Origin of the sequence: Ilumatobacter sp., from assembly GCF_046290335.1 — a bacterium.
Classification (GTDB): domain Bacteria; phylum Actinomycetota; class Acidimicrobiia; order Acidimicrobiales; family Ilumatobacteraceae; genus Ilumatobacter_A.
In genome coordinates this window covers 214,467-233,331 of record NZ_JBKAGH010000005.1, presented here as the reverse complement: position 1 = coordinate 233,331, position 18,865 = coordinate 214,467, and the positions used below count along the sequence as shown (strand labels likewise).

17 protein-coding genes and 1 tRNA gene are annotated in these 18,865 nt (G+C 66.8%); 9 read left to right on the top strand and 9 right to left on the bottom strand.

Annotated features, from left to right (window positions below; translation table 11 throughout):
- The first annotated feature begins 17 nt into the window (after positions 1-17).
- Positions 18-2,240: an NADP-dependent isocitrate dehydrogenase gene (locus ACE37B_RS18765; RefSeq protein ID WP_409924862.1), complete on the top strand. Its 2,223-nt coding sequence runs from the start codon at positions 18-20 to the stop codon at positions 2,238-2,240.
- A gap of 44 nt (positions 2,241-2,284) precedes the next feature.
- On the opposite strand, the gene ACE37B_RS18760 is transcribed toward ACE37B_RS18765, so the two are convergent.
- Positions 2,285-3,142 carry a transposase gene (locus ACE37B_RS18760; protein ID WP_409924861.1) on the bottom strand — a complete coding sequence of 286 codons (858 nt, stop codon included), beginning with the start codon at positions 3,140-3,142 and terminating at the stop codon, positions 2,285-2,287.
- Positions 3,143-3,294: 152 nt separating this feature from the next.
- Entirely contained in the window at positions 3,295-4,557 is a 1,263-nt protein-coding gene (locus ACE37B_RS18755) for a citrate synthase (RefSeq protein ID WP_409924860.1), read from the bottom strand.
- A gap of 212 nt (positions 4,558-4,769) precedes the next feature.
- On the opposite strand from ACE37B_RS18755, the gene ACE37B_RS18750 reads away from it, so the two are divergent.
- Positions 4,770-5,870: a hypothetical protein gene (locus tag ACE37B_RS18750; protein ID WP_409924859.1), complete on the top strand. Its 1,101-nt coding sequence runs from the start codon at positions 4,770-4,772 to the stop codon at positions 5,868-5,870.
- A 46-nt stretch (positions 5,871-5,916) separates the two neighbouring features.
- Here the strand turns inward: ACE37B_RS18750 and ACE37B_RS18745 are convergent, their stop codons facing one another.
- Together ACE37B_RS18745 and ACE37B_RS18740 are read right to left on the bottom strand one after the other, a co-directional pair.
- Positions 5,917-7,305 carry an acyl-CoA carboxylase subunit beta gene (locus ACE37B_RS18745; RefSeq protein WP_409924858.1) on the bottom strand — a complete coding sequence of 463 codons (1,389 nt, stop codon included), beginning with the start codon at positions 7,303-7,305 and terminating at the stop codon, positions 5,917-5,919.
- Positions 7,306-7,406: 101 nt separating this feature from the next.
- Positions 7,407-8,345 (bottom strand): LysR family transcriptional regulator, encoded by a 939-nt coding sequence (locus ACE37B_RS18740; protein WP_409924857.1) that lies wholly within the window; start codon positions 8,343-8,345, stop codon positions 7,407-7,409.
- Between the two features lie 239 nt (positions 8,346-8,584).
- Here ACE37B_RS18740 and ACE37B_RS18735 point away from each other — a divergent pair, with 239 nt between their 5' ends.
- The 4 genes from ACE37B_RS18735 (at position 8,585) to ACE37B_RS18720 (ending at position 12,837) form a co-directional block, all read left to right on the top strand.
- On the top strand, positions 8,585-10,015 hold the full coding sequence (locus tag ACE37B_RS18735) for an HAD-IB family hydrolase (protein WP_409924856.1): 1,431 nt from the start codon (positions 8,585-8,587) through the stop codon (positions 10,013-10,015).
- Between the two features lie 259 nt (positions 10,016-10,274).
- A complete protein-coding gene (locus ACE37B_RS18730) occupies positions 10,275-11,390 on the top strand; it encodes a fasciclin domain-containing protein (protein ID WP_409924855.1) in 1,116 nt (371 codons plus the stop codon).
- A gap of 272 nt (positions 11,391-11,662) precedes the next feature.
- A complete protein-coding gene (gene fabZ, locus ACE37B_RS18725) occupies positions 11,663-12,091 on the top strand; it encodes a 3-hydroxyacyl-ACP dehydratase FabZ (RefSeq protein WP_409924854.1) in 429 nt (142 codons plus the stop codon).
- Positions 12,088-12,837 (top strand): YjjG family noncanonical pyrimidine nucleotidase, encoded by a 750-nt coding sequence (locus ACE37B_RS18720; RefSeq protein WP_409924853.1) that lies wholly within the window; start codon positions 12,088-12,090, stop codon positions 12,835-12,837. Before fabZ ends, ACE37B_RS18720 begins: the two co-directional genes overlap by 4 nt.
- A gap of 52 nt (positions 12,838-12,889) precedes the next feature.
- Here ACE37B_RS18720 and ACE37B_RS18715 read toward each other — a convergent pair whose 3' ends face one another.
- The 5 genes from ACE37B_RS18715 to fabD all read right to left on the bottom strand — a co-directional run bounded on the left by ACE37B_RS18715 (position 12,890) and on the right by fabD (position 17,340).
- On the bottom strand, positions 12,890-14,092 hold the full coding sequence (locus ACE37B_RS18715; protein ID WP_409924852.1) for a beta-ketoacyl-[acyl-carrier-protein] synthase family protein: 1,203 nt from the start codon (positions 14,090-14,092) through the stop codon (positions 12,890-12,892).
- Positions 14,092-14,328, bottom strand: coding sequence for an acyl carrier protein (acpP, locus tag ACE37B_RS18710; RefSeq protein ID WP_409924980.1), 237 nt, complete (start codon positions 14,326-14,328; stop codon positions 14,092-14,094). The genes ACE37B_RS18715 and acpP overlap by 1 nt, the downstream gene beginning before the upstream one ends.
- 69 nt (positions 14,329-14,397) lie before the next feature.
- Positions 14,398-15,144 (bottom strand): 3-oxoacyl-ACP reductase FabG, encoded by a 747-nt coding sequence (gene fabG / locus ACE37B_RS18705; RefSeq protein ID WP_409924851.1) that lies wholly within the window; start codon positions 15,142-15,144, stop codon positions 14,398-14,400.
- Complete coding sequence (locus ACE37B_RS18700; RefSeq protein ID WP_409924850.1) at positions 15,141-16,109, bottom strand: beta-ketoacyl-ACP synthase III; 969 nt, start codon at positions 16,107-16,109, stop codon at positions 15,141-15,143. Before ACE37B_RS18700 ends, fabG begins: the two co-directional genes overlap by 4 nt.
- Before the next feature lie 49 nt (positions 16,110-16,158).
- Positions 16,159-17,340: an ACP S-malonyltransferase gene (fabD, locus tag ACE37B_RS18695; protein ID WP_409924849.1), complete on the bottom strand. Its 1,182-nt coding sequence runs from the start codon at positions 17,338-17,340 to the stop codon at positions 16,159-16,161.
- Positions 17,341-17,443: 103 nt separating this feature from the next.
- Between fabD and ACE37B_RS18690 the strand changes: the two genes are divergently transcribed.
- The 3 genes from ACE37B_RS18690 (at position 17,444) to ACE37B_RS18680 (ending at position 18,788) form a co-directional block, all read left to right on the top strand.
- Positions 17,444-17,517, top strand: a tRNA-Leu gene (locus tag ACE37B_RS18690).
- A gap of 33 nt (positions 17,518-17,550) precedes the next feature.
- Positions 17,551-18,420: an SCO6745 family protein gene (locus ACE37B_RS18685; RefSeq protein ID WP_409924848.1), complete on the top strand. Its 870-nt coding sequence runs from the start codon at positions 17,551-17,553 to the stop codon at positions 18,418-18,420.
- Positions 18,421-18,497: 77 nt separating this feature from the next.
- The gene (locus ACE37B_RS18680) at positions 18,498-18,788 is read left to right on the top strand and encodes a hypothetical protein (RefSeq protein WP_409924847.1); all 291 of its coding nucleotides are present in this window, start codon (positions 18,498-18,500) and stop codon (positions 18,786-18,788) included.
- The last annotated feature ends 77 nt before the right edge of the window (positions 18,789-18,865 follow it).

Sequence of the window (18,865 nt, the reverse complement as noted above, 5' to 3'; positions counted from 1 at the left end):
CGAAGCGAGTACAGCACATGACCGAATCGACGATCATCTACACCATCACCGACGAAGCGCCGGCGCTCGCCACGTACTCGCTGTTGCCGATCGTCAAGGCGTTTGCGTCAGCGGCCGGCGTCGAGGTCGACACGCGTGACATCTCGCTTGCGGCTCGCATCCTGGCGCAGTTCCCGGAGCGTCTGACGGCCGAGCAGCAGGTGCCCGACGCGCTCACCGAGCTCGGTGAGATCGCGTTGACGCCCGGCGCCAACATCATCAAGCTCCCCAACATCTCCGCCTCGATTCCGCAGCTCGAAGCAGCCGTTGCCGAGCTGCAGGCCAAGGGGTATGACCTCCCCGACTTTCCCAACGATCCCAAGACCGACGAGGAGAAGGACATCCGAGCGAAGTACAGCGTGGCGCTCGGATCCGCGGTCAACCCGGTGCTCCGTCAGGGCAACTCCGATCGGCGGGCGCCCAAGGCTGTCAAGGAGTACGCCCGCAACAATCCGCATTCGATGGGTGCGTGGTCGAGCGACTCGCTCACGCACGTCGCAACGATGGGCGCGAACGACTTCCGTTCCAACGAGCAGTCGCTGACGATGACCGAAGCGGGTGCCGTACGCATCGAACACGTGTCGTCTGACGGTGACGTGACCGTGCTGAAGGGTGAGTTCCCGCTGTTGGCCGGTGAGGTGCTCGACTCGACGGTGATGAGCGTCTCGGCCCTTCGAGCGTTCCTCGCGGAGCAGGTCGCCGACGCCAAGGCCACGGACGTGTTGTTCTCGCTGCACATGAAAGCGACCATGATGAAGGTCTCCGACCCGATCATCTTCGGGCACGCGGTCGAGGTGTTTTTCGCCGATGTCTTCGCGAAGCACGCTGACGCGCTCGCGGTCGCCGGAGCCAATCCGAACAACGGGCTCGGCGACGTCCTCGGATCACTCGATTCGCTGCCGGAAGCTCAGCGGGCCGAGATCCTCGCCGATTTCGACGCTGCACTGGCGGCGGGTCCGGATCTCGCCATGGTCGATTCCGACAAGGGCATCACCAACCTCCACGTGCCGAGCGATGTGATCGTCGACGCCTCGATGCCGGCGATGATCCGCGACTCGGGAAAGATGTGGAACAAGGCGGGGGAGCGCCAGGACGCCAAGGCGGTCATTCCCGATTCGTCCTATGCCGGGGTGTATCAGGCCACGATCGACGACTGCATCGCCAACGGCGCGTTCGACCCGGCAACGATGGGGTCGGTTCCCAACGTCGGCCTCATGGCGCAGAAGGCCGAGGAGTACGGCAGTCACGACAAGACCTTCGAAGCGCCGGCGCCGGGGACGATTCGCGTGGTTGCCGCCGACGGTTCGGTGTTGATGGAACACGCCGTCGACACCGGTGACGTCTTCCGTGCGTGTCAGGTCAAAGACGAGCCGATCCGCGACTGGGTTCGCCTGGCAGTCAGCCGAGCGCGTGCAACGGGTGCGCCAGCGGTGTTCTGGCTCGATGCCGACCGAGCGCACGACGCGCAGTTGATCGAGAAGGTGAAGGTGTATCTCGGCGACCACGACACCGACGGCCTGCAGATCGAGATCATGGATCCGACCTCGGCGACGAAGTACTCCCTCGAGCGCATTCGCCGCGGCGAGGACACGATCTCGGTCACGGGCAACGTGTTGCGCGATTACAACACCGACCTGTTCCCGATTCTCGAGCTCGGCACGAGCGCGAAGATGCTGTCGGTCGTGCCGCTCCTCAACGGTGGTGGTCTGTTCGAGACCGGCGCCGGCGGGTCGGCTCCCAAGCACGTTCAGCAGTTGGTGAAGGAGAACTACCTGCGTTGGGACTCGCTCGGAGAGTTCCTCGCGCTGGCGGTCTCGTTCGAGCATCTCGCCCAGGTCACCGGGAATCCGGCGGCCGAGATGCTCGGCAAGGCTCTCGACGTGGCCACGGGCAAGGTGTTGGAGCACGGCAAGTCGCCGGCTCGCCGTCTCGGCTCGATCGACAACCGTGGCAGCCACTTCTACCTGGCGCTGTATTGGGCCCAGGCGCTCGCCGACCAGACAGAGAACTCCGAGGTCGCCCAGCGGTTCGCGCCCCTCGCAGCAGCGTTGACCGAGAACGAGTCGACCATTCACGAGGAGTTGCTCGCCGTACAGGGTCAGCCGGTGGACATCGGCGGTTACTACCAGCCCGACGACACCAAGGCCGACGACGCCATGCGCCCCAGCCCCACCCTCAACCGCATCCTCGCCACCCTCTAACACCCGGGGTCTGACCCCAGGTGTTGATCACCGGGTGTGCGGCCTCAGGCCGCCGCGCCGAGGGCCCCGTCGGATCCGAAGAGTTCGAGGGCCCGTTCGAGTACCAGTGGTAACTCGACCTCGTCGTTCAAGAGTCGAATGGCGCGGGACAAGGCCTGTTGGTAGGCGCTCGAGCCTGCGACCAACCCCAAACTCGAGCAAACCGCTGTACGAGCCGCCTCATCGAGATGCGGCAGCGCCCCGATCGCTATCGCTCGGCGCTGCGCGGGGACGTGCCGCGCTGATGCTGATCGCCGCTCCCGAAGCAGCAGGTCCACGGCGCGCAGCAGTTCCTCGGCGACTGCCGGATTCGGGATCGACACCGGTGAGGTCGCCGAACCCGATACGAAGCGATCGAACGCCGTGGTGTCGCTGAACCACTTGCTGATCTGTTCGACACGCAACCAATCGGGTGCCGTTTCTCGGCCCAGATAATGACGGTGGCTCGACCATCGATAGTCGGCGGGATGGTCGACTCCGACGATGTCGAGTGGGTTGCGGTGGATGTATCGAACGACGTTGGCGAGATAGTCCTCGTTCGTGATGAGTCGAGATACGAACCTGCCGGTGAAGAGATGGCCGCTACGACCGATTCGATCGTTCGTTGTTTGCGCTTGGACCGACAGGAGGTGTTGCATGGCGTCGGAGAGACCGCCGGCAGGGCAGTGAACGAGGAGATGGAAGTGGTTGCTCATCAGGCAGTGGGCGTGGACCTCCACGTCGAACCGCTCGGAGACGGTGGACAGCAAACGACCGAACAGCAGTCGGTCGTCGTCTTCGAAGAAGACGACGTCGTGGTTGACGCCACGGCTCATCACGTGATGCCAGCCGCCGGGTGGATCGATTCGCTTGGGTCGAGTCATGGCCCGATCATGACGAAACCCTGTGTCAGGGTTCGTGTTCAACACCTGGGGTCTGACCCCAGGTGTTGAACACGTGGGGTCTGACCCCAGGTGTTGAACACGTGGGGTCTGACCCCAGGTGTTGAACACGTGGGGTCTGACCCCACGTGTTGTCAGCGGTCGGCGATGGCGACGTAGTCGCGTTCTTCGGGGCCGGCGTACCACTGGCGGGGGCGGCTGATCTTCTGCTCCTGTTCGAGCAGCTCCTGCCAGTGGGCGAGCCAGCCGGACATCCGCGGGATCGCGAACAGTACGGTGAACATGTCGACCGGGAAGTTGAGTGCCTGGTAGATCAGGCCGGAGTAGAAGTCGACGTTCGGGTACAGCTTGCGCTCGACGAAGTACGGATCTTCCAACGCCGTCTCTTCGAGCTTCAACGCGATGTCGAGCAGCGGGCTCTTGCCGGTCACCTCGAACACGTCGTAGGCGGCCTTCTTGATGATGGTCGCCCGCGGGTCGTAGTTCTTGTAGACGCGGTGGCCGAACCCCATCAGGCGTCCCTGGCCGCTCTTCACCGACTCGACGAACGCCGGAACGTTGTCGATCGATCCGATGTCGGTCAGCATGCGTACGACGGCCTCGTTGGCGCCGCCGTGGCGTGGGCCGTACAACGCAGCAGCGGCACCGGCCGCCGACGAGTAGGGGTCTGCGTGGCTCGAGCCGATGACGCGCATCGCCGTGGTGCCGCAGTTCTGCTCGTGGTCGGCGTGGAGGATGAACAAGATGTCCATGGCGCGCTCGAGCGCGGGGTCGACCTCGTAGTCGCCGACCTTCCACATCATGTTGAGGAAGTTCGCCGCGTACGACAGGTCGTTGTCGGGAGTGTTGAACGGGAGTCCGACAGAAAAGCGGTAGCACATCGCTGCGATGGTCGGGCTCTTCGCGATGAGGCGGACCATCTGGTGCTTGCGAGCAGCCGGATCCTCGATGTTCTTCGCGTCGTTGTAGAACGTGCCGAGCGCGGCCACCGCCGAGGTGAACATTCCCATCGGGTGTGCGTCGTAGTGGAAGCCGTCGACGAAGCGTTTGCGCATGTTCTCGTGGATGAAGGTGTGATGCGTGATCTCGTGCTGCCACGTGGCGAGCTCGTCGGCGGTCGGCAGCTTGCCGTTGACGAGCAGATACGCGACTTCGAGGTAGGTCGACTTCTCGGCGAGCTGCTCGATCGGATACCCGCGATAGCGCAGGATCCCGGCGTTGCCGTCGAGGTAGGTGATCTCCGACTTGGTGGCAGCGGTCGACAGATAGGCCGGATCGAACATGTACAAGCTCGGGTCGAGCTCGCGAAGGGCGGACGAGGGGAACACGCCACCTTCGATCGGGACCGTGACGGTCTTTCCGGTGCGGTCGTCGGTGATGGTGATCGTTTCGGGCACGTGGCTTCCTCTCGTGGCTCCTGTTGGGGCGTTGTTCGTCGGAAGGATCCATCTCCCGACGACGGCCACGATAACGGCTGGGCGCGGTTGCGGCCTCAACGAAGGGTCAAGCCCTCGTCGGCACGGCCGGTGACGGGCATCGCAACGGCGTCTCGACGGCCGGGCGCGCGAAAAGCCAGGCGGCAGCCCACCGATCGTGGAACGATGAGTCGATGTTCAAGTTCCTTGCTCTGGCCACGGTGTCGCTCGCGGCGGTCGCCTGTGGATCGAGCACGACGACCAACGATGGTGCGATCCCCGGTGTCGACGACGGCGGGGCAGCGACCACCGACGATCCGAGCGCCACGACGCTCGACTCGGCCCTCGACACGACGGTGCCGGACACGACCGTGGCGGAGACTGTTGCGCCGGACACGACGCCAGCTCCTGACGCGACCGAACCCCCGGTCCCGGAGACCACGGCGGCTCCCGCCCCGGAAACGACGGCCGCTCCCGCCCCGCCACCGACGGTCGAGCCGACCACGCAGATCGCGGCGGTCTACGGGGGTGGAGGCGATGGCATCCCCTGGGCTCCACTCGCCTGGTGGGACGGCTCGGCATGGAATCAGGCCGGCTACACCGACGACGGCAGCTTCGTCTCGCCGCCACCGTCAGCGATCGCGAACGTCGCCGTCACCTCGCTCGATCTCCCCGACGGCCCGGGACAGGTCATCACCGGGCTCGCCCTGGGTCCGAACGACTTCTACTGTGTCGGCGACGAACTCGGCCCGCAGATCGACCTGGGCGTCGAACTGCCCGACACACCCGTGAGCCTCGGGTACGACGCCATCGCGGTGACGGCGGACTGGCCGTTGCAGCCGCGCCCGGTCAGCCAGGTCGGCACCGACAGCCCGATCTACCAGGAGGTCGGCGCGGCGTTGATGTCGGCGGCGCCGACGAGTGATCTCGGCACGGTGGCGCAGGTCGTTCGAGCCGATCTTGACGCGAACGGCATCGAGGAAGTGCTCGTCACCTACGAGTACATCACCGAGTCGGGCTTCGGGGCCGAGAACGACTTCACGTCGATCTACCTGCGGGTCCCCGCCGCCGACGGGTCGGTCACCGACTCCTTGGTGCTCGAGTACGTGCTCGGCGACCCGACCGACTTCCCGACGGTCGGACGTTTCACCATCGCGGCCATCGCCGACCTCAACGGCGACGGAGCGATGGAGGTCGCGCTGCGCGACACGTTCTGGGAGTCGGCCGGCATCAGCATCTGGGAGTTCCGCGACGGCACGCTGGTGCAGATCGGTGGCGGCGGCTGCGGCGTCTGAGGCGTCTGGGGCCCGGCATCGCTGTTGCGCGCTGCGGTCCTGCTCGTCAGAACGGCGAGTTACCGTGCTTGCGTTCGACGAGGGTCTCGCGCTTGTCGGCCAGCACGTCGAGCGCGGCGGCGATCTCGCGCCGCGTGTCGGCAGGATCGATGACCGCATCGATGAACCCGCGCTCCGCTGCAACGTAAGGATTGAGCAGACGCTCGGTGTAGTCGGCTTCGAACGCCGCCTTCTCCTCGGGCGTCGAGCGCCGGGCGAGGATCGCTGCGGCCTGCCCAGCGCCCATCACCGCGATCTCGGCCCAGGGCCACGCGAGGCACAGATCGTTGCCCATCGTCTTGGAGTCCATGACGATGTACGCGCCGCCGTAGCTCTTGCGGAGGATCACACAGATGCGCGGCACCGTGGCACGGGCGTACGCGAAGACGAGTTGGGCGCCGTGGCGGATCATCCCTCGCCACTCGAGGTCTTTGCCCGGATAGAAGCCGGGCGTGTCGACGAGTGTGATGATCGGCAGGTTGAACGCGTCGCAGAATGCGACGAACCGAGCCGACTTCTGTGATGCCGGGATGTCGAGCGTTCCGGCGAGTGACATCGGCTGGTTGGCGACGATGCCGACGGGGCGACCGTCGATCGTGGCGAACGCGGTGATCACGTTCGACGCCCACCGGCTCCGCAGCTCGAGCAAGGAGTCCTCGTCGACGATCTCCGCGGCGACGTCGCGAACGTCGTAGCTCCCGGTCGACGATGCGGGAATACGCGCGCCGGCTTCGGGGCACAGGCGGTCGGGCGGGTCGTCGCAGGGCCACCGCGCCGGCTCGCTGTCGACGGTCTGTGGCAGATATGCCAGCAACTCCTCCACGGCCTCGATCGCCGCCGCCCGGTCGGCCACCACGCTCGTCGCCACGCCGGTGTAGCGCGCGTGGTTCACGGCGCCGCCGAGTTCGTCGATGCTGATGGCGACGCCGGTGAACTGCTCCACCATCGTCGGGCCCTGGACGAACGCTGCGCTGCGCTCGGTCATGATCGTGAAGTCGGCGAGACCGAGCAGCAACGCGGAGCCGGAGACCGCCGGGCCGTCGACGGCGATGATCGTCGGGATCACGCCTGAGCACGCGGCGAGCGCAGCGGCGACCTGCCCCCAACCGTGCAGTGCCGGGACGCCTTCGACGATGTCGGCGCCGCTCGAGGCCATGACGATCACCAGTGGCACTCGTTGCTCTCTCGCTGCGTCGATGCCGCGAACGAGCAGCGACGACGTGCCCGACGACATCGACAGGTTCGTGTCGTCGTTGTCGTCGAACTCGATCCAGACGACGTCGCGGTCGATGCCGGTCCCGGCGACGTCGTCGAGGCGACGAACGTCGCTCTGGGCGCGGCTCGGTACGAACCGGTTGAGACCGAACGCGTCGAGGTCGGGATCGATGGACGTCATCGTGGGTCACCGTAGCCGTCGTGACCGCCGAGGAGGTGCTGTCGGCGGGCAATGGCACCGCCCGCGGCTTGCGTGGCTTGCTGGTGCGTGAGCCTGGTGCCTCAGCCTGGTCGGGCGTTGAGGAACGCCGAGGTCTCGAGGTGCACGCCCGGCTGTTCTTCGCCTTGCTCTTCGACGACGGATCGAAGCGTGTTGAGCGTCGCCAGTGTCGGTGCGCTCGCGCTCGGTCGGCGTCGGCGCACCGTCGCGACGACGCGGCGGGGGAGGCCGGGCACGGTGATGCGCCGGAATGAGCCCGTCAGCCAGGTGGGGACAGCCGTGGCCGGGACGATCGCTGCGCCGAACCCGTCGAAGGCCAGCGACGCCATCAACCGGGCGCCGTCGATCTCGGCTTGCGCACGCAGATGGATGCGGTTGGTCGCGGCGGCTCGGTCGAGGACGCGTCGAAGCGCCGAGCCGGTCGGTGGGAGCAGCAGCGACATGTCGTCGAGTTCCTTGAACTCGACCGTGTCGCGATCGGCGAGCGGGTGCGTGTCGGCGACGAGGAGGAGGAGGTCTTCGGCGAACAACGGCTCGACGACCAACTCGGGATCGTCGACGGGCAGGTGGACGATCGCCGCGTTGAGATCGCCGGAGACGACGTTGGGAACCAGCGACGAAGTCGACCCTTCCTGCACGATCGCTCGCACGTTGGGATGATCGTGCGACAGCCGGTTGAGTAGTGCTGGCATCAACCAGCGCGCCGTGGTGCCGATGACGCCGAGACGCGTCTGTCCGGACACGTTCGCGTGTCGACTGGTCATGTCAGCGGCGATGTCGTCGATCTCGTTGAGCACCCGGCGGGCCCGTTCGACGACACGGGCGCCGTCGTCGGTCAGCCCGCCGTGCGTGCGGTCGACGAGCGTGACGCCGAGCTCTTTTTCGAGGCGGGACACGTGTGCCGACACGTTGGACTGCACGGTGTACAGCGCCCGGGCGGCGGCGGAGAAGGTCCCGTGATCGGCGATCGCCACGATCGCTGAGAGCTGGCGGACGTCCATCTCCAAAAACGATAGCAAGTATCTATAAGTTCTGCTTGAAAGATCACTCGTTCACGTGCATACTTTCACAAGTGCTTGTGATTCCGATCACGAGCCAACATATCGACGTGACAACACCCCCCATGTTGCACTCGACGAGGCGTCCATCATCCGGTTCCCCCAACCGGCGGACGATCTCAGGTTGAGAGGCCCGGATCCCCCATCCGGGCCTTTCCCGTTTTTCCGCCTAAGTTGTTGTCGTGAGCTCACGTGGCGCGGCCTTCTTCGACCTCGACCGAACCTTGCTGGCGGGTGCCTCCGGCGAAGTCTTCTCGACCGTGATGCACCAGGCAGGACTCTCGAAAGGCCCGGTGCCGGGAGAGAAACTGCTGTTCGGGCTGTTCAACACGATCGGTGAAACGCTCCCGACGATGGCGTTGGCTCGCCAAGCGGTCAACTTCGCCAAAGGGCGTTCGCAAGCGAAGGTCTGCGCCGCGGCCGAACAGGCAGTGCCCGAATTGCTCCGGCTGGTGCAGCCCTTCGCCCGCGCGGCGTTCCAGTCCCATCGAGATGCCGGTCGGCCCGTCGTCATGGCGACCACCACGCCGTACGACATGGTGAAGCCGTTCGCCGACGCGCTCGAACTCGACGATGTCGTCGCGACTCGTTACGGCGTCGATGCCGACGGCAACTACGACGGCACGCTGGTGGGGCCGTTCGTCTGGTCGGCGGGGAAGCTCGAAGGAGTTCGAACGTGGGCCGATCGGGCGGGCGTCGATCTCGCCGGGAGTTGGGCGTACTCCGACAGCTTCTACGACACGCCGCTGCTGTCTGCCGTCGGCAATCCCGTGGTCGTCAACCCCGACCCGAGGATGGTGCTGATGGCAGCCGCTCGCCGCTGGCCGACCGTCAACCTCGACGTGTCGCCCGGTGTGGTGAAGATCCCCGTGGTCGGCCTCGAGGTGCAGCAGGTGGCGATGAGATTCGCGCGCCCGGCGGCGTATCCGTACGCCCGCTTCGAATTCGAACACATCGACCGGATCCCGAACACCGGCCCGGCGATCCTCGTCGCCAACCATCGCAGCTATTTCGACGTCGCGGCGATGTCACTCGCCATCGCTCGGAGCGGACGGCCGGCCCGGTTCCTCGGCAAGAAAGAAGTGTTCGACGCTCCGATCGTCGGACAGATCGCCGCGGCGATGGGCGGGATCCGTGTCGATCGTGCGACCGGGTCGGACGAGCCGTTGCGTGCGGCGGCCGAGGCGCTGGAAGGCGGCGAGATGGTCGCGATGATGCCCGAGGGTACGATCCCGCGCGGACCCGCGTTCTTCGATCCGACCCTGCGCGGCCGGTGGGGCGCTGCCCGACTGGCGCAGATGACGGGCGCGCAGGTCATCCCGGTCGGGCTGTGGGGCACCGAGAAGGTCTGGCCTCGCTCGAAGCGCTTCCCGAACGTGTTGAACCTCACCAACCCGCCGACGGTGCAGGTGAAGGTCGGCAAGCCCGTCGAGATGAAAGGCAAGTCGCTCGAGGCCGACACGAAGCGGATCATGAAGGCGATCTCCAAACAGCTTCCCGAGGAAGCCGCTGTTCGCCGCACCCCGACGCGTGACGAACTGCTCGCGACGTTCCCGCCCGGCTACTCGGGCGATCCCGAACTCGAAGACCAGCGCCGTCCCGGCACCGACTGATCCCGTCGAACCCGGCGATCGGGGAGCCGCAGCCAGCGTGCGTCGTGACCTGTGAACGGTGCGCGAGGCGCTGCCCCCGATTCCGTCGCTCCCGATTCTTGGGTCTGGCGCGCCGCTGAGTCGCGATGCGAGAGCACCGCCGTCGAAGAAATTCGTCGCGTCGTCATCCAGGATTCCCCCAGCCTCGTAGATCTTCTGAATGCGCACGACAACCGTCGGCGCTTCTCCACAACGTGAACACTTCCCCCAAGGAGACGAAATGACGAAGAAGATCTCGATGCGAGGAACTCGCCGGGCCGGTGTCGTACTGGTCGCCGGCGTGCTCGCCGTGACTGCATGCGGCTCGGACAGCAATGACGCCGACGTGGTCGACACGACCGCTGCCGAGGAGGCAGTCGAGGAAGAGGCTGCTGAGGAGCCGGGGACGATCGTCGATGTGGCGGTTGGTGCTGGTTCGTTCGAGACGTTGGTTGCTGCGGTGACGGCGGCTGGTTTGGTCGAGACGTTGTCGGGCGAGGGTCCGTTCACCGTGTTCGCGCCGACGGATGAGGCGTTTGCGGCGTTGCCGGAGGGTCTGGTCGAGGCGCTGTTGCTGCCGGAGAACGTGGATGCGTTGACGGCGATCCTGACCTACCACGTGTTGGGTGCTGAGGTGCCGTCGTCGGATGTGGCTCCTGGTGCGGTTGCGACCGTGCAGGGTGAGGAGATCACGCTGTCGGTCGACGGTGAGACGGTGATGGTGAACGATGCGACGGTGGTCGCGGTCGACGTCGAGGCGTCGAACGGTGTGATCCATGTGATCGATTCGGTGTTGGTGCCGCCGAGCATCGATCCCACCGCACTCCTCGCCGACGATGACATGTCGGACATGGACGAAGAGTCCATGGACGAGGAAGCGCCTGCCGAGGAGGCAGTCGAGGAAGAGGCTGCTGAGGAGCCGGGGACGATCGTCGATGTGGCGGTTGGTGCTGGTTCGTTCGAGACGTTGGTTGCTGCGGTGACGGCGGCTGGTTTGGTCGAGACGTTGTCGGGCGAGGGTCCGTTCACCGTGTTCGCGCCGACGGATGAGGCGTTTGCGGCGTTGCCGGAGGGTCTGGTCGAGGCGCTGTTGCTGCCGGAGAACGTGGATGCGTTGACGGCGATCCTGACCTACCACGTGTTGGGTGCTGAGGTGCCGTCGTCGGATGTGGCTCCTGGTGCGGTTGCGACCGTGCAGGGTGAGGAGATCACGCTGTCGGTCGACGGTGAGACGGTGATGGTGAACGATGCGACGGTGGTCGCGGTCGACGTCGAGGCGTCGAACGGTGTGATCCATGTGATCGATTCGGTGTTGGTGCCGCCGAGCATCGATCCCACCGCACTCCTCGCCGGCTGAGTCAGCCGACCAGGGCTTCGGTCGGGTGCCTCCCGCTGGCACCCGACCGATGAAGGCCACTGGTGAGATCCAGTGGAGCGACTGCCAGGCCGCCGCTTCCCCCTCCGTCGTCGAGACGGGGTGGCCTGGCTTCCCCCGATGATGGGGCCGAACCGATGGTTCGGCCCCATCTTCGCGTCCCGGGCGGGGACGAGAGCTTCGTCGACCCGCTCGCACGGTCGCTGTGTCCGCATCTCCCGGGCGATCTCGCCTCGACCCCGTATGGTGCGGGTATGTCGAATTTCCCGGCACCGACCGAACTGCTCGCACATCGTCCACCGTTCTTGCTCGTCGACGAGCTCGTCGCACTCGAGCCCGGTGTCTCCGCGACCGGTCTCTGGCGTCTGACCGGTGACGAGTACTTCTTCCCCGGCCACTTTCCGGGTCGGCCGACGTTGCCGGGCGTGTTGATGTGCGAATCGATCGCCCAGGTCGGCGCCTGCGCGTTGCTCGCCGACGAACGGTTCGCCGGCAAGCTGCCGTTGTTCGGTGGCCTCGACAACGCTCGATTTCGGCGCCAGGTCGTGCCGGGCGACGAGCTGACCATCGAGGTCGAGCTCGGCAGGATGTCGGCGCGCGCCGGCAAAGGGGCGGGCCGGGTCTCGGTGGGCGGCGAACTCGCGACGAGCTGCGACCTCATGTTCGTCTTCGCCGACAGATGAGCGCCGCAGACGACGCCGATGCGGGCGTGATGCTGCGCTACACGACGTTGCTGTTCGATCTCGACCACACGCTGCTCGACTCCGACGCGTCGCACGAGGCTGCCTTCGCCGCAGCGATGTGCACGCTCGGCGTCGAAGCGCCGGCGGGCTCGGCGGAACACTTCGAACGGATCAATCAGGCGCTGTGGCGTCGGGTCGAGCGCGGCGAACTCAGTCCGAATGACGTGAAGGTGCGCCGCTTCGCGCAGTTGCTCGACGAACTCGGTCTCGACGGTGATGCCGAGGTGATGGGGGCAGCGTTCGCCTCGGGCCTCGCCGACCACGGTGACCTCTATCCGGGCGCTCGTGAGGTGCTCGATCACGTCGCCGGGCGCGCTCGACTGGCGCTGGTGACCAACGGAATCGGGTCGGTGCAACGCGGCCGCATCGAGCGCCTCGGCCTCGCGGACTATTTCGCGGCCGTCGTGATCAGCGGAGAGGTCGGCACGAGCAAGCCGGGGACTGCGATCTTCGACCTCACCTTCGAGCAGTTGGCCGTCGAGCGGGCCGGCTCGGTGATGATCGGCGACAACCTGGGCAGCGACATCCTGGGCGGGCGCAACGCAGGGATCGACACGGTGTGGTTCAACCCGCGTGGCACCCAGATCGGCACGGCGACGGAGACAGAGATCGGCGCGGACGCCGAGGTCGGACCGATCCCTACCCACGTCATCACGTCGCTCGACGAGCTCCGAGCGCTGGTGTGATCGCTGCGGCGCGGGCCGGCCGCGCCGCAGCGATCAACGGAGATGGCGAGACTCAGCTCGCCGGAGCGATGACGACGGTGCCGTTGTGACCACCGAAGCCGAAGTTGTTCGAGATCGTCGGCCCGGGCTCCCACTCGCGGGCGGTGCCGGTCACGAGGTCGATCTCCATGCCGTCGTCAGCCTGGGTCGTATTGGCGGTCGGCGGAATCAGCCGATGCTCGAACGACAGCAGGACCGCAGCGGCCTCGAGCGCCCCCGCGGCGCCGAGCGCGTGGCCCGTCACGCCCTTGGTCGACACGACCGGGACGGCACCGGGGCCGAAGACCTGGCAGATGGCGTCGGCCTCGGCGGCGTCGTTGAGCGGTGTCGAGGTGCCGTGTGCGTTGACCTGCTTGACGTCGGCCGGGGTGATGCCGGCTTCGTCGAGCGCTTGGCGCATGCAGGCGATGGCACCAACGCCGCCAGGCGCCGGCGCCGTGATGTGATGCGCGTCGGCGTTGCTCGCTCCGCCGAGGATCTCACCGATGATCGTGGCCCCGCGAGCCTCGGCGCTCGACCATTCCTCGAGGATGAACACCGCCGCGCCTTCGCCCATGACGAAGCCATCGCGGCCAGCGCTGAACGGCATGCTCACGCCCGAGGTCGACAGCGCCGTCATGTTGCGGAAGCCCGCCAGCGCCGTCGGGGTCCATGCCGCCTCGGTGCCGCCGGTGACGACGGCGTCGAGAACTCCCCACTTGATCAGTCGGGTGGCGTAGGTGAGCGCATGCGTGCTCGCCGCACACGCCGTCGTGATGGTCTCGCTCTGGCCGCGCAGGCCATATCGCATCGAGATCGCTGCTCCTGCGGCGTTGGACATCATCATGGGCACGAGAAATGGGGAGACCCGACGGTCACCCTTGTCGTGCTGGATGCGAACCTGTTCCTCGAGCGTGTGTAAGCCCCCGACGCCGGTCGCGAAGATCGTGCCGAATCGAGACGATTCGATGCCGATCGCGTCGACGCCGCCGCTCTGGTCGAACGCCTCACCCGCGGCTGCGAGCGCGAACTGTTCGACCCGGTCGGCGCGCCGGGCGTCTTTCGGAGAGTCGAAGTAGGGGGTCGGGTCCCAATCGGGGACCTCGATGTGCTGGCCGCTCGTCGTGCCGGGACCGTTGAGGCCGGCCCAGTACGCGGCGGTACCGATTCCTGCGGGCGCGACGACTCCGAGACCGGTGATCGCGACCCGCCGCGTGCTCGTCGCGCCGCCGGGCATCAGAGCTTGGCGGCGACGAGGTCGTACGCCGATTGCACCGTCTCGACGCCCTCGAGTTCTTCTTCGGGGACTTCGATGTCGAACTCTTCCTCGAGGGCCATGACGAGCTCCACGAGGTCGAGGCTGTCGGCGTCGAGGTCGTCGCCGAACTTGGCTTCGGGCACGACGGCGCTTTCTTCGACCGAGAGCACCTCGACGGCGCACTTGCGGAAGCGGGCGAACAGTTCTTCGTTGATCACAGGTTTCTCCAGTTCATTGATGTCGGGTGAGGAGTGTAGAGGACCGGCTCCCGGACGAGCGGAAGGTCAGTGCCCCATGCCGAGGCCGCCGTCGACGGGGACGACCGCGCCGGTGATGTAGGCGGCGTCGGGACCAGCCAGGAAGGCGACCACGCCGGCGATCTCGTCGGGCGTTGCCATTCGTCCGAGCGGAACGGCGGCGGTGATGCCGGCGAGTTGGTCGTCGCTCAGCGCGGCGGTCATGTCGGTGTCGACCGGGCCGGGGGCGACCACGTTGACCGTGATCGATCGCGACCCGAGTTCGCGTGCGAGTGAGCGTGCGAAACCGACGAGCCCGGCCTTCGACGCCGAGTAATTGGATTGTCCGGCTTGGCCGAGCATGCCGACGACCGACGACATCAGGATGATCCTGCCGCTGCGAGCCTTGAGCATCGCTTTGGCGGCGCGTTTGGTCACCCGATACGACGCCGTGAGGTTCGCATCGATCACGCCGGCGAAATCGTCCTCCGACATCCGGAGCAGGAGGCCGTCCTTGGTCACACCGGCGTTCGACACGAGCACCTCGACCGTCCCGCCGAAATGATCCTCGACCGCGCTGAACGCAGCGTCGACCTGCGCGCCGTCGGTGACATCGCAGCGAACACCGAACAATCCGTCGGGCGGCGGCGAAGAGTTGTAGGTGACCGCGACGCGGTCGCCGGAGGCGGCGAATCGCCGGGCGCAGGCGAGCCCGATCCCACGTGATCCGCCCGTGACGAGCACGATGCGGCCGGAATCGGCGGGGGAGTCGGTGAGTGTTTCGGTGCCGGTCATGGTCGTGCCTCCACGGCGTCGGGGCTCCACCGGATGATGGAGCTGGCTGCGGTCATGCCGGCTCCGAAGCCGACGAACAAGATGAGATCGCCGGCGTCGACGCGTCCGGCGTCGAGTGCCGCCGCAAGCGCGAGGGGAACCGAGGCCGACGAGGTGTTGCCCGTCGTGTCGAGCACGATCGACGATCGTTCGTACTCGATACCGAGCCGCTCGAGGGCGGCCGCGATGATGCGCGTGTTGGCCTGATGGGGGATGACGAGCGCGATGTCGTCGGCGGTGACGCCAGCGTGTCGCATCGACTTCGTGGCGGAGTCGACCATGATCCGCACGGCTCGCCGGAACACCTCGCGACCCTCCATCTGGAGGACACCACCGATCTCACAGAACAGCGCCGACTCGGCTTCGCCGACCGAGTCGAGGTCCCAACTCAGCAGCTGTCCGGGTCCGTCGACCGCTTCGAGCACGACGGCCCCGGACCCGTTGCCGAACAAGATCCCGGTGTTGCGGTCGGTGTAGTCGGTGATGCGGTCGAGCGTGTCGGTGCCGATCACGAGGACCTTGTCGGCGCCCATCGCGATGAGTCCGTGCGCGTTGACGAGGGCGTACACCCAGCCGGAACACGCCGCATTGACGTCGAAGGCGCCGCAAGCGAGGCCGAGTTCGTGCTGCACGGTCGATGCCGTTGCGGGCACCGCTCGATCCGGTGTCGTCGTGGCGAGGACGAGCGCGTCCATGTCGGCGGGGTCGACGCCTGACATCTCCAACGCGGCGCGCCCAGAGGCCGTCGACAGCGACGCCGTCGATCCGCCGACGTGACGCTGGTGGATGCCGGTCCGCTCACGAATCCACGCGTCGCTCGTGTCCATCTGCTTCTCGAGGTCGGCGTTGGTGAGCACGGTGTCGGGCAGCGCAGTACCCCAGCCGGTGATGACCGCTCCTCGAACCCCTGGTCGTGTTGCTGGCATGGATGCTCCCGTGATCGTGACGTGATCGTGTCGTGCTGCGCCGTGCCGCTCAGTGAGTTCTGAGCCAGGCGATCGGCTGACGCATGGTCACCCGTTCGGTGTCGACGGCGATGTAGCTCTGCAGGACGCCAGCGAACGGCGATCGGACCTCGTGGTCGCCGACGTGGCCGATGACGGACCCGACGTCGATCATCGCGCCCTCGGCGAGTTCGGCCACCGGGGTGAAGATCCCGGCGGCCGGGCTGACCACGAGGCGCTCTGCGGCGAAGAGGTGTTCGCCGTCGAGGTGGGCGGTGCCGGCGGGAGCGGGGGTGCCGGCGTCGACCCACTCGAGAAGCTTGTCGAGTTCCTCGGGTGTGGCGACCGAAATGGTCCGGCACCCGTCGACGGTACGTTTGGCCATACCGGTGAGGACACCACCGGGGCCGAGCTCGGCGAAGTCGGTGACACCGGCGGCTGACAGCGTGATCAGCGATTGGCGCCACCGGACCGGACTCGAGAGTTGGGCGGACAGCAGACTCGACCATTCGTCACCGCGATCGTGAGCCTTCGCGTCGACGTTGGACACAACGGGGACGTCGGTGTCGCGTGGTGCGGCCGAGGCGATCGCGTCGCGGAGGCGATCTCGTGCGGCGGTCATGAACGGCGTGTGGAACGCGCCCGACACCTGGAGCGACATGACGCGCTTGGCGCCGAGATCCTTCGCCTTGGCCGAGGCCGCGTCGACGCCTTCGGGCGAACCGGCGATCACGACCTGTCCGGGAGCGTTGTAGTTGGCCACCCAGACGTCGGCGTCGGCGAGGTCACACGCCACTCCGACCTGGTCGTCGTCGAGGCCGAGCACCGCGGCCATCGTGCCAGGCCGTGCGAGACCGGCGTCGTGCATGGCGGCGGCACGCTCACACACGAGTCGTACGCCGTCATCGAATCCGAGCGCACCGGTTGCCGTGAGGGCCGTGTACTCGCCGAGGCTGTGCCCGGCCGAGAAGCTGGCCTCGATGCCCAACCGCTGCACTGCGTCGAGCACCATCAGGCTCGACACGAACGTCGTGAGCTGAGCGTTACGAGTGTCTTTGAGTTCGTCGGCATCGGCGTCGCAGAGCAACGCGCCGACGTCGCGGCCGGCGACATCGCTGGCTTCGTCGACCAGTTCCCAGCTGTCGTGAGCCTGCCAGGGTCGGCCCATTCCGGGGCGTTGAGATCCCTGTCCGGGAAACGTGAATGCGAGCATCGTCGCCGAATCTAGACGCGCTGTCGGGCCGAAAATCACTACCGATCGGTAACCCGACGACGCGGCGACCCGTGTCGGTCGCCGATATCATCGTGAGCCGCACGCCCCGGTAGCCCAATTGGCAGAGGCAACGGTCTCAAACACCGTCAAGTGTCGGTTCGAGTCCGACCCGGGGCACAGCAGCACGACGCAACCTGTCAGGATCAGGGCATGAGCGCTCGTTTCGATCCGGTCATCGGCCGAAAGACCTGGCGGACGCTCGAGCCGTACCACGGCGCGATCTATTTCGCATCCGAGGCAGCTGACGCCTACCGAGAGGTCGGGGTCGACGACCGGATGCGTGGCTACTTCGCGTCGAGGTCGGCGCCGATGGGTGCGGTGTGCGCGGAGGTGGTCATCGCGACCTTCTTCAACTTCGATCACGATCTGGTCCGCCGCAGTATGGACGGGCTGTGGTCGCAGGTGACGCCCGAGTCGATGCGCGAGCAGCGGATGGTTGCGGCAGATCGGATGATCCGACGCTTGGTCGGCGACGACGCGGTCGCGTCGTCGGAGATGCAACGAGCAGCCGCACTGGCGCGCACCGCAGCGGAGGTCGCTGTCGTTCGGCCGGAGGGGCGACCGTTGTTCGCCGGACATGCGGCGCTCGACTGGCCCACCGAGCCGCACCTCGTGCTCTGGCATGCGCAGACACTGCTCAGAGAGTTCCGCGGTGACGGGCACATCGCAGCACTGGTCGCTGCCGATCTCGACGGGTGCGAGGCGCTCGTGCTGCACGCGGCGTCGGGCGAGGTCCCGGCGACGGTGCTGCGATCGTCGCGACAGCGAACCAACGATGCGTGGAACCAGGCCCTCGCGTCGTTGCGGGAGCGAGGCTGGATCGACGGCGCTGCACACGACGAAACCGACAGGGACGGCACGCTCACCGAGGTGGGTCGTGCCGCCCGAGCGGAGATCGAGGTCACGACCGACCGGCTGGCTGCGGCGCCCTATGCGACCCTCGGCCCCGACGGCTGTGACGAACTCCGGGGGCTGGTGCGACCGTGGAGCGCAGCGATGTCGGTCGTGTTCGGGCGCTGACACAGACGGCTGGGGCACGAAGAGCACGGTGTGGTTGCCCGCCCGACGGCCGCGGCAGGATCTAGCATCGGCGATACATGGGCACGCGATCGGTGGAGCGACGACTGGCCAAGACGGGTGCTCGACTCAAGTCGCTGCGTGCCGAGCTGGCGGTGATCGACGAGCAGTTGCGCTACCTGCGCGACGATGCCGACGACCAGGCGATCCGAGCGATGGTGTCGGAAACGCCGGGCGCTGGCGCCGAGGCTCGCGATGCGCAACATCATGTCGACGCAATGCACAAACATCGGACCCACGTCGCCGCCGAGATCACCGAACTCGAGCAGCGCCAGGACGAGCTGCTCGATCAGCTGTCTGCTCGGCGCTGACGCAGCGACCGACGGTGGTCGCGGTGGGTCCCGAGACCGAGCATCGGGCGAGCATCGGGCGAGATAGCCGCCGATGG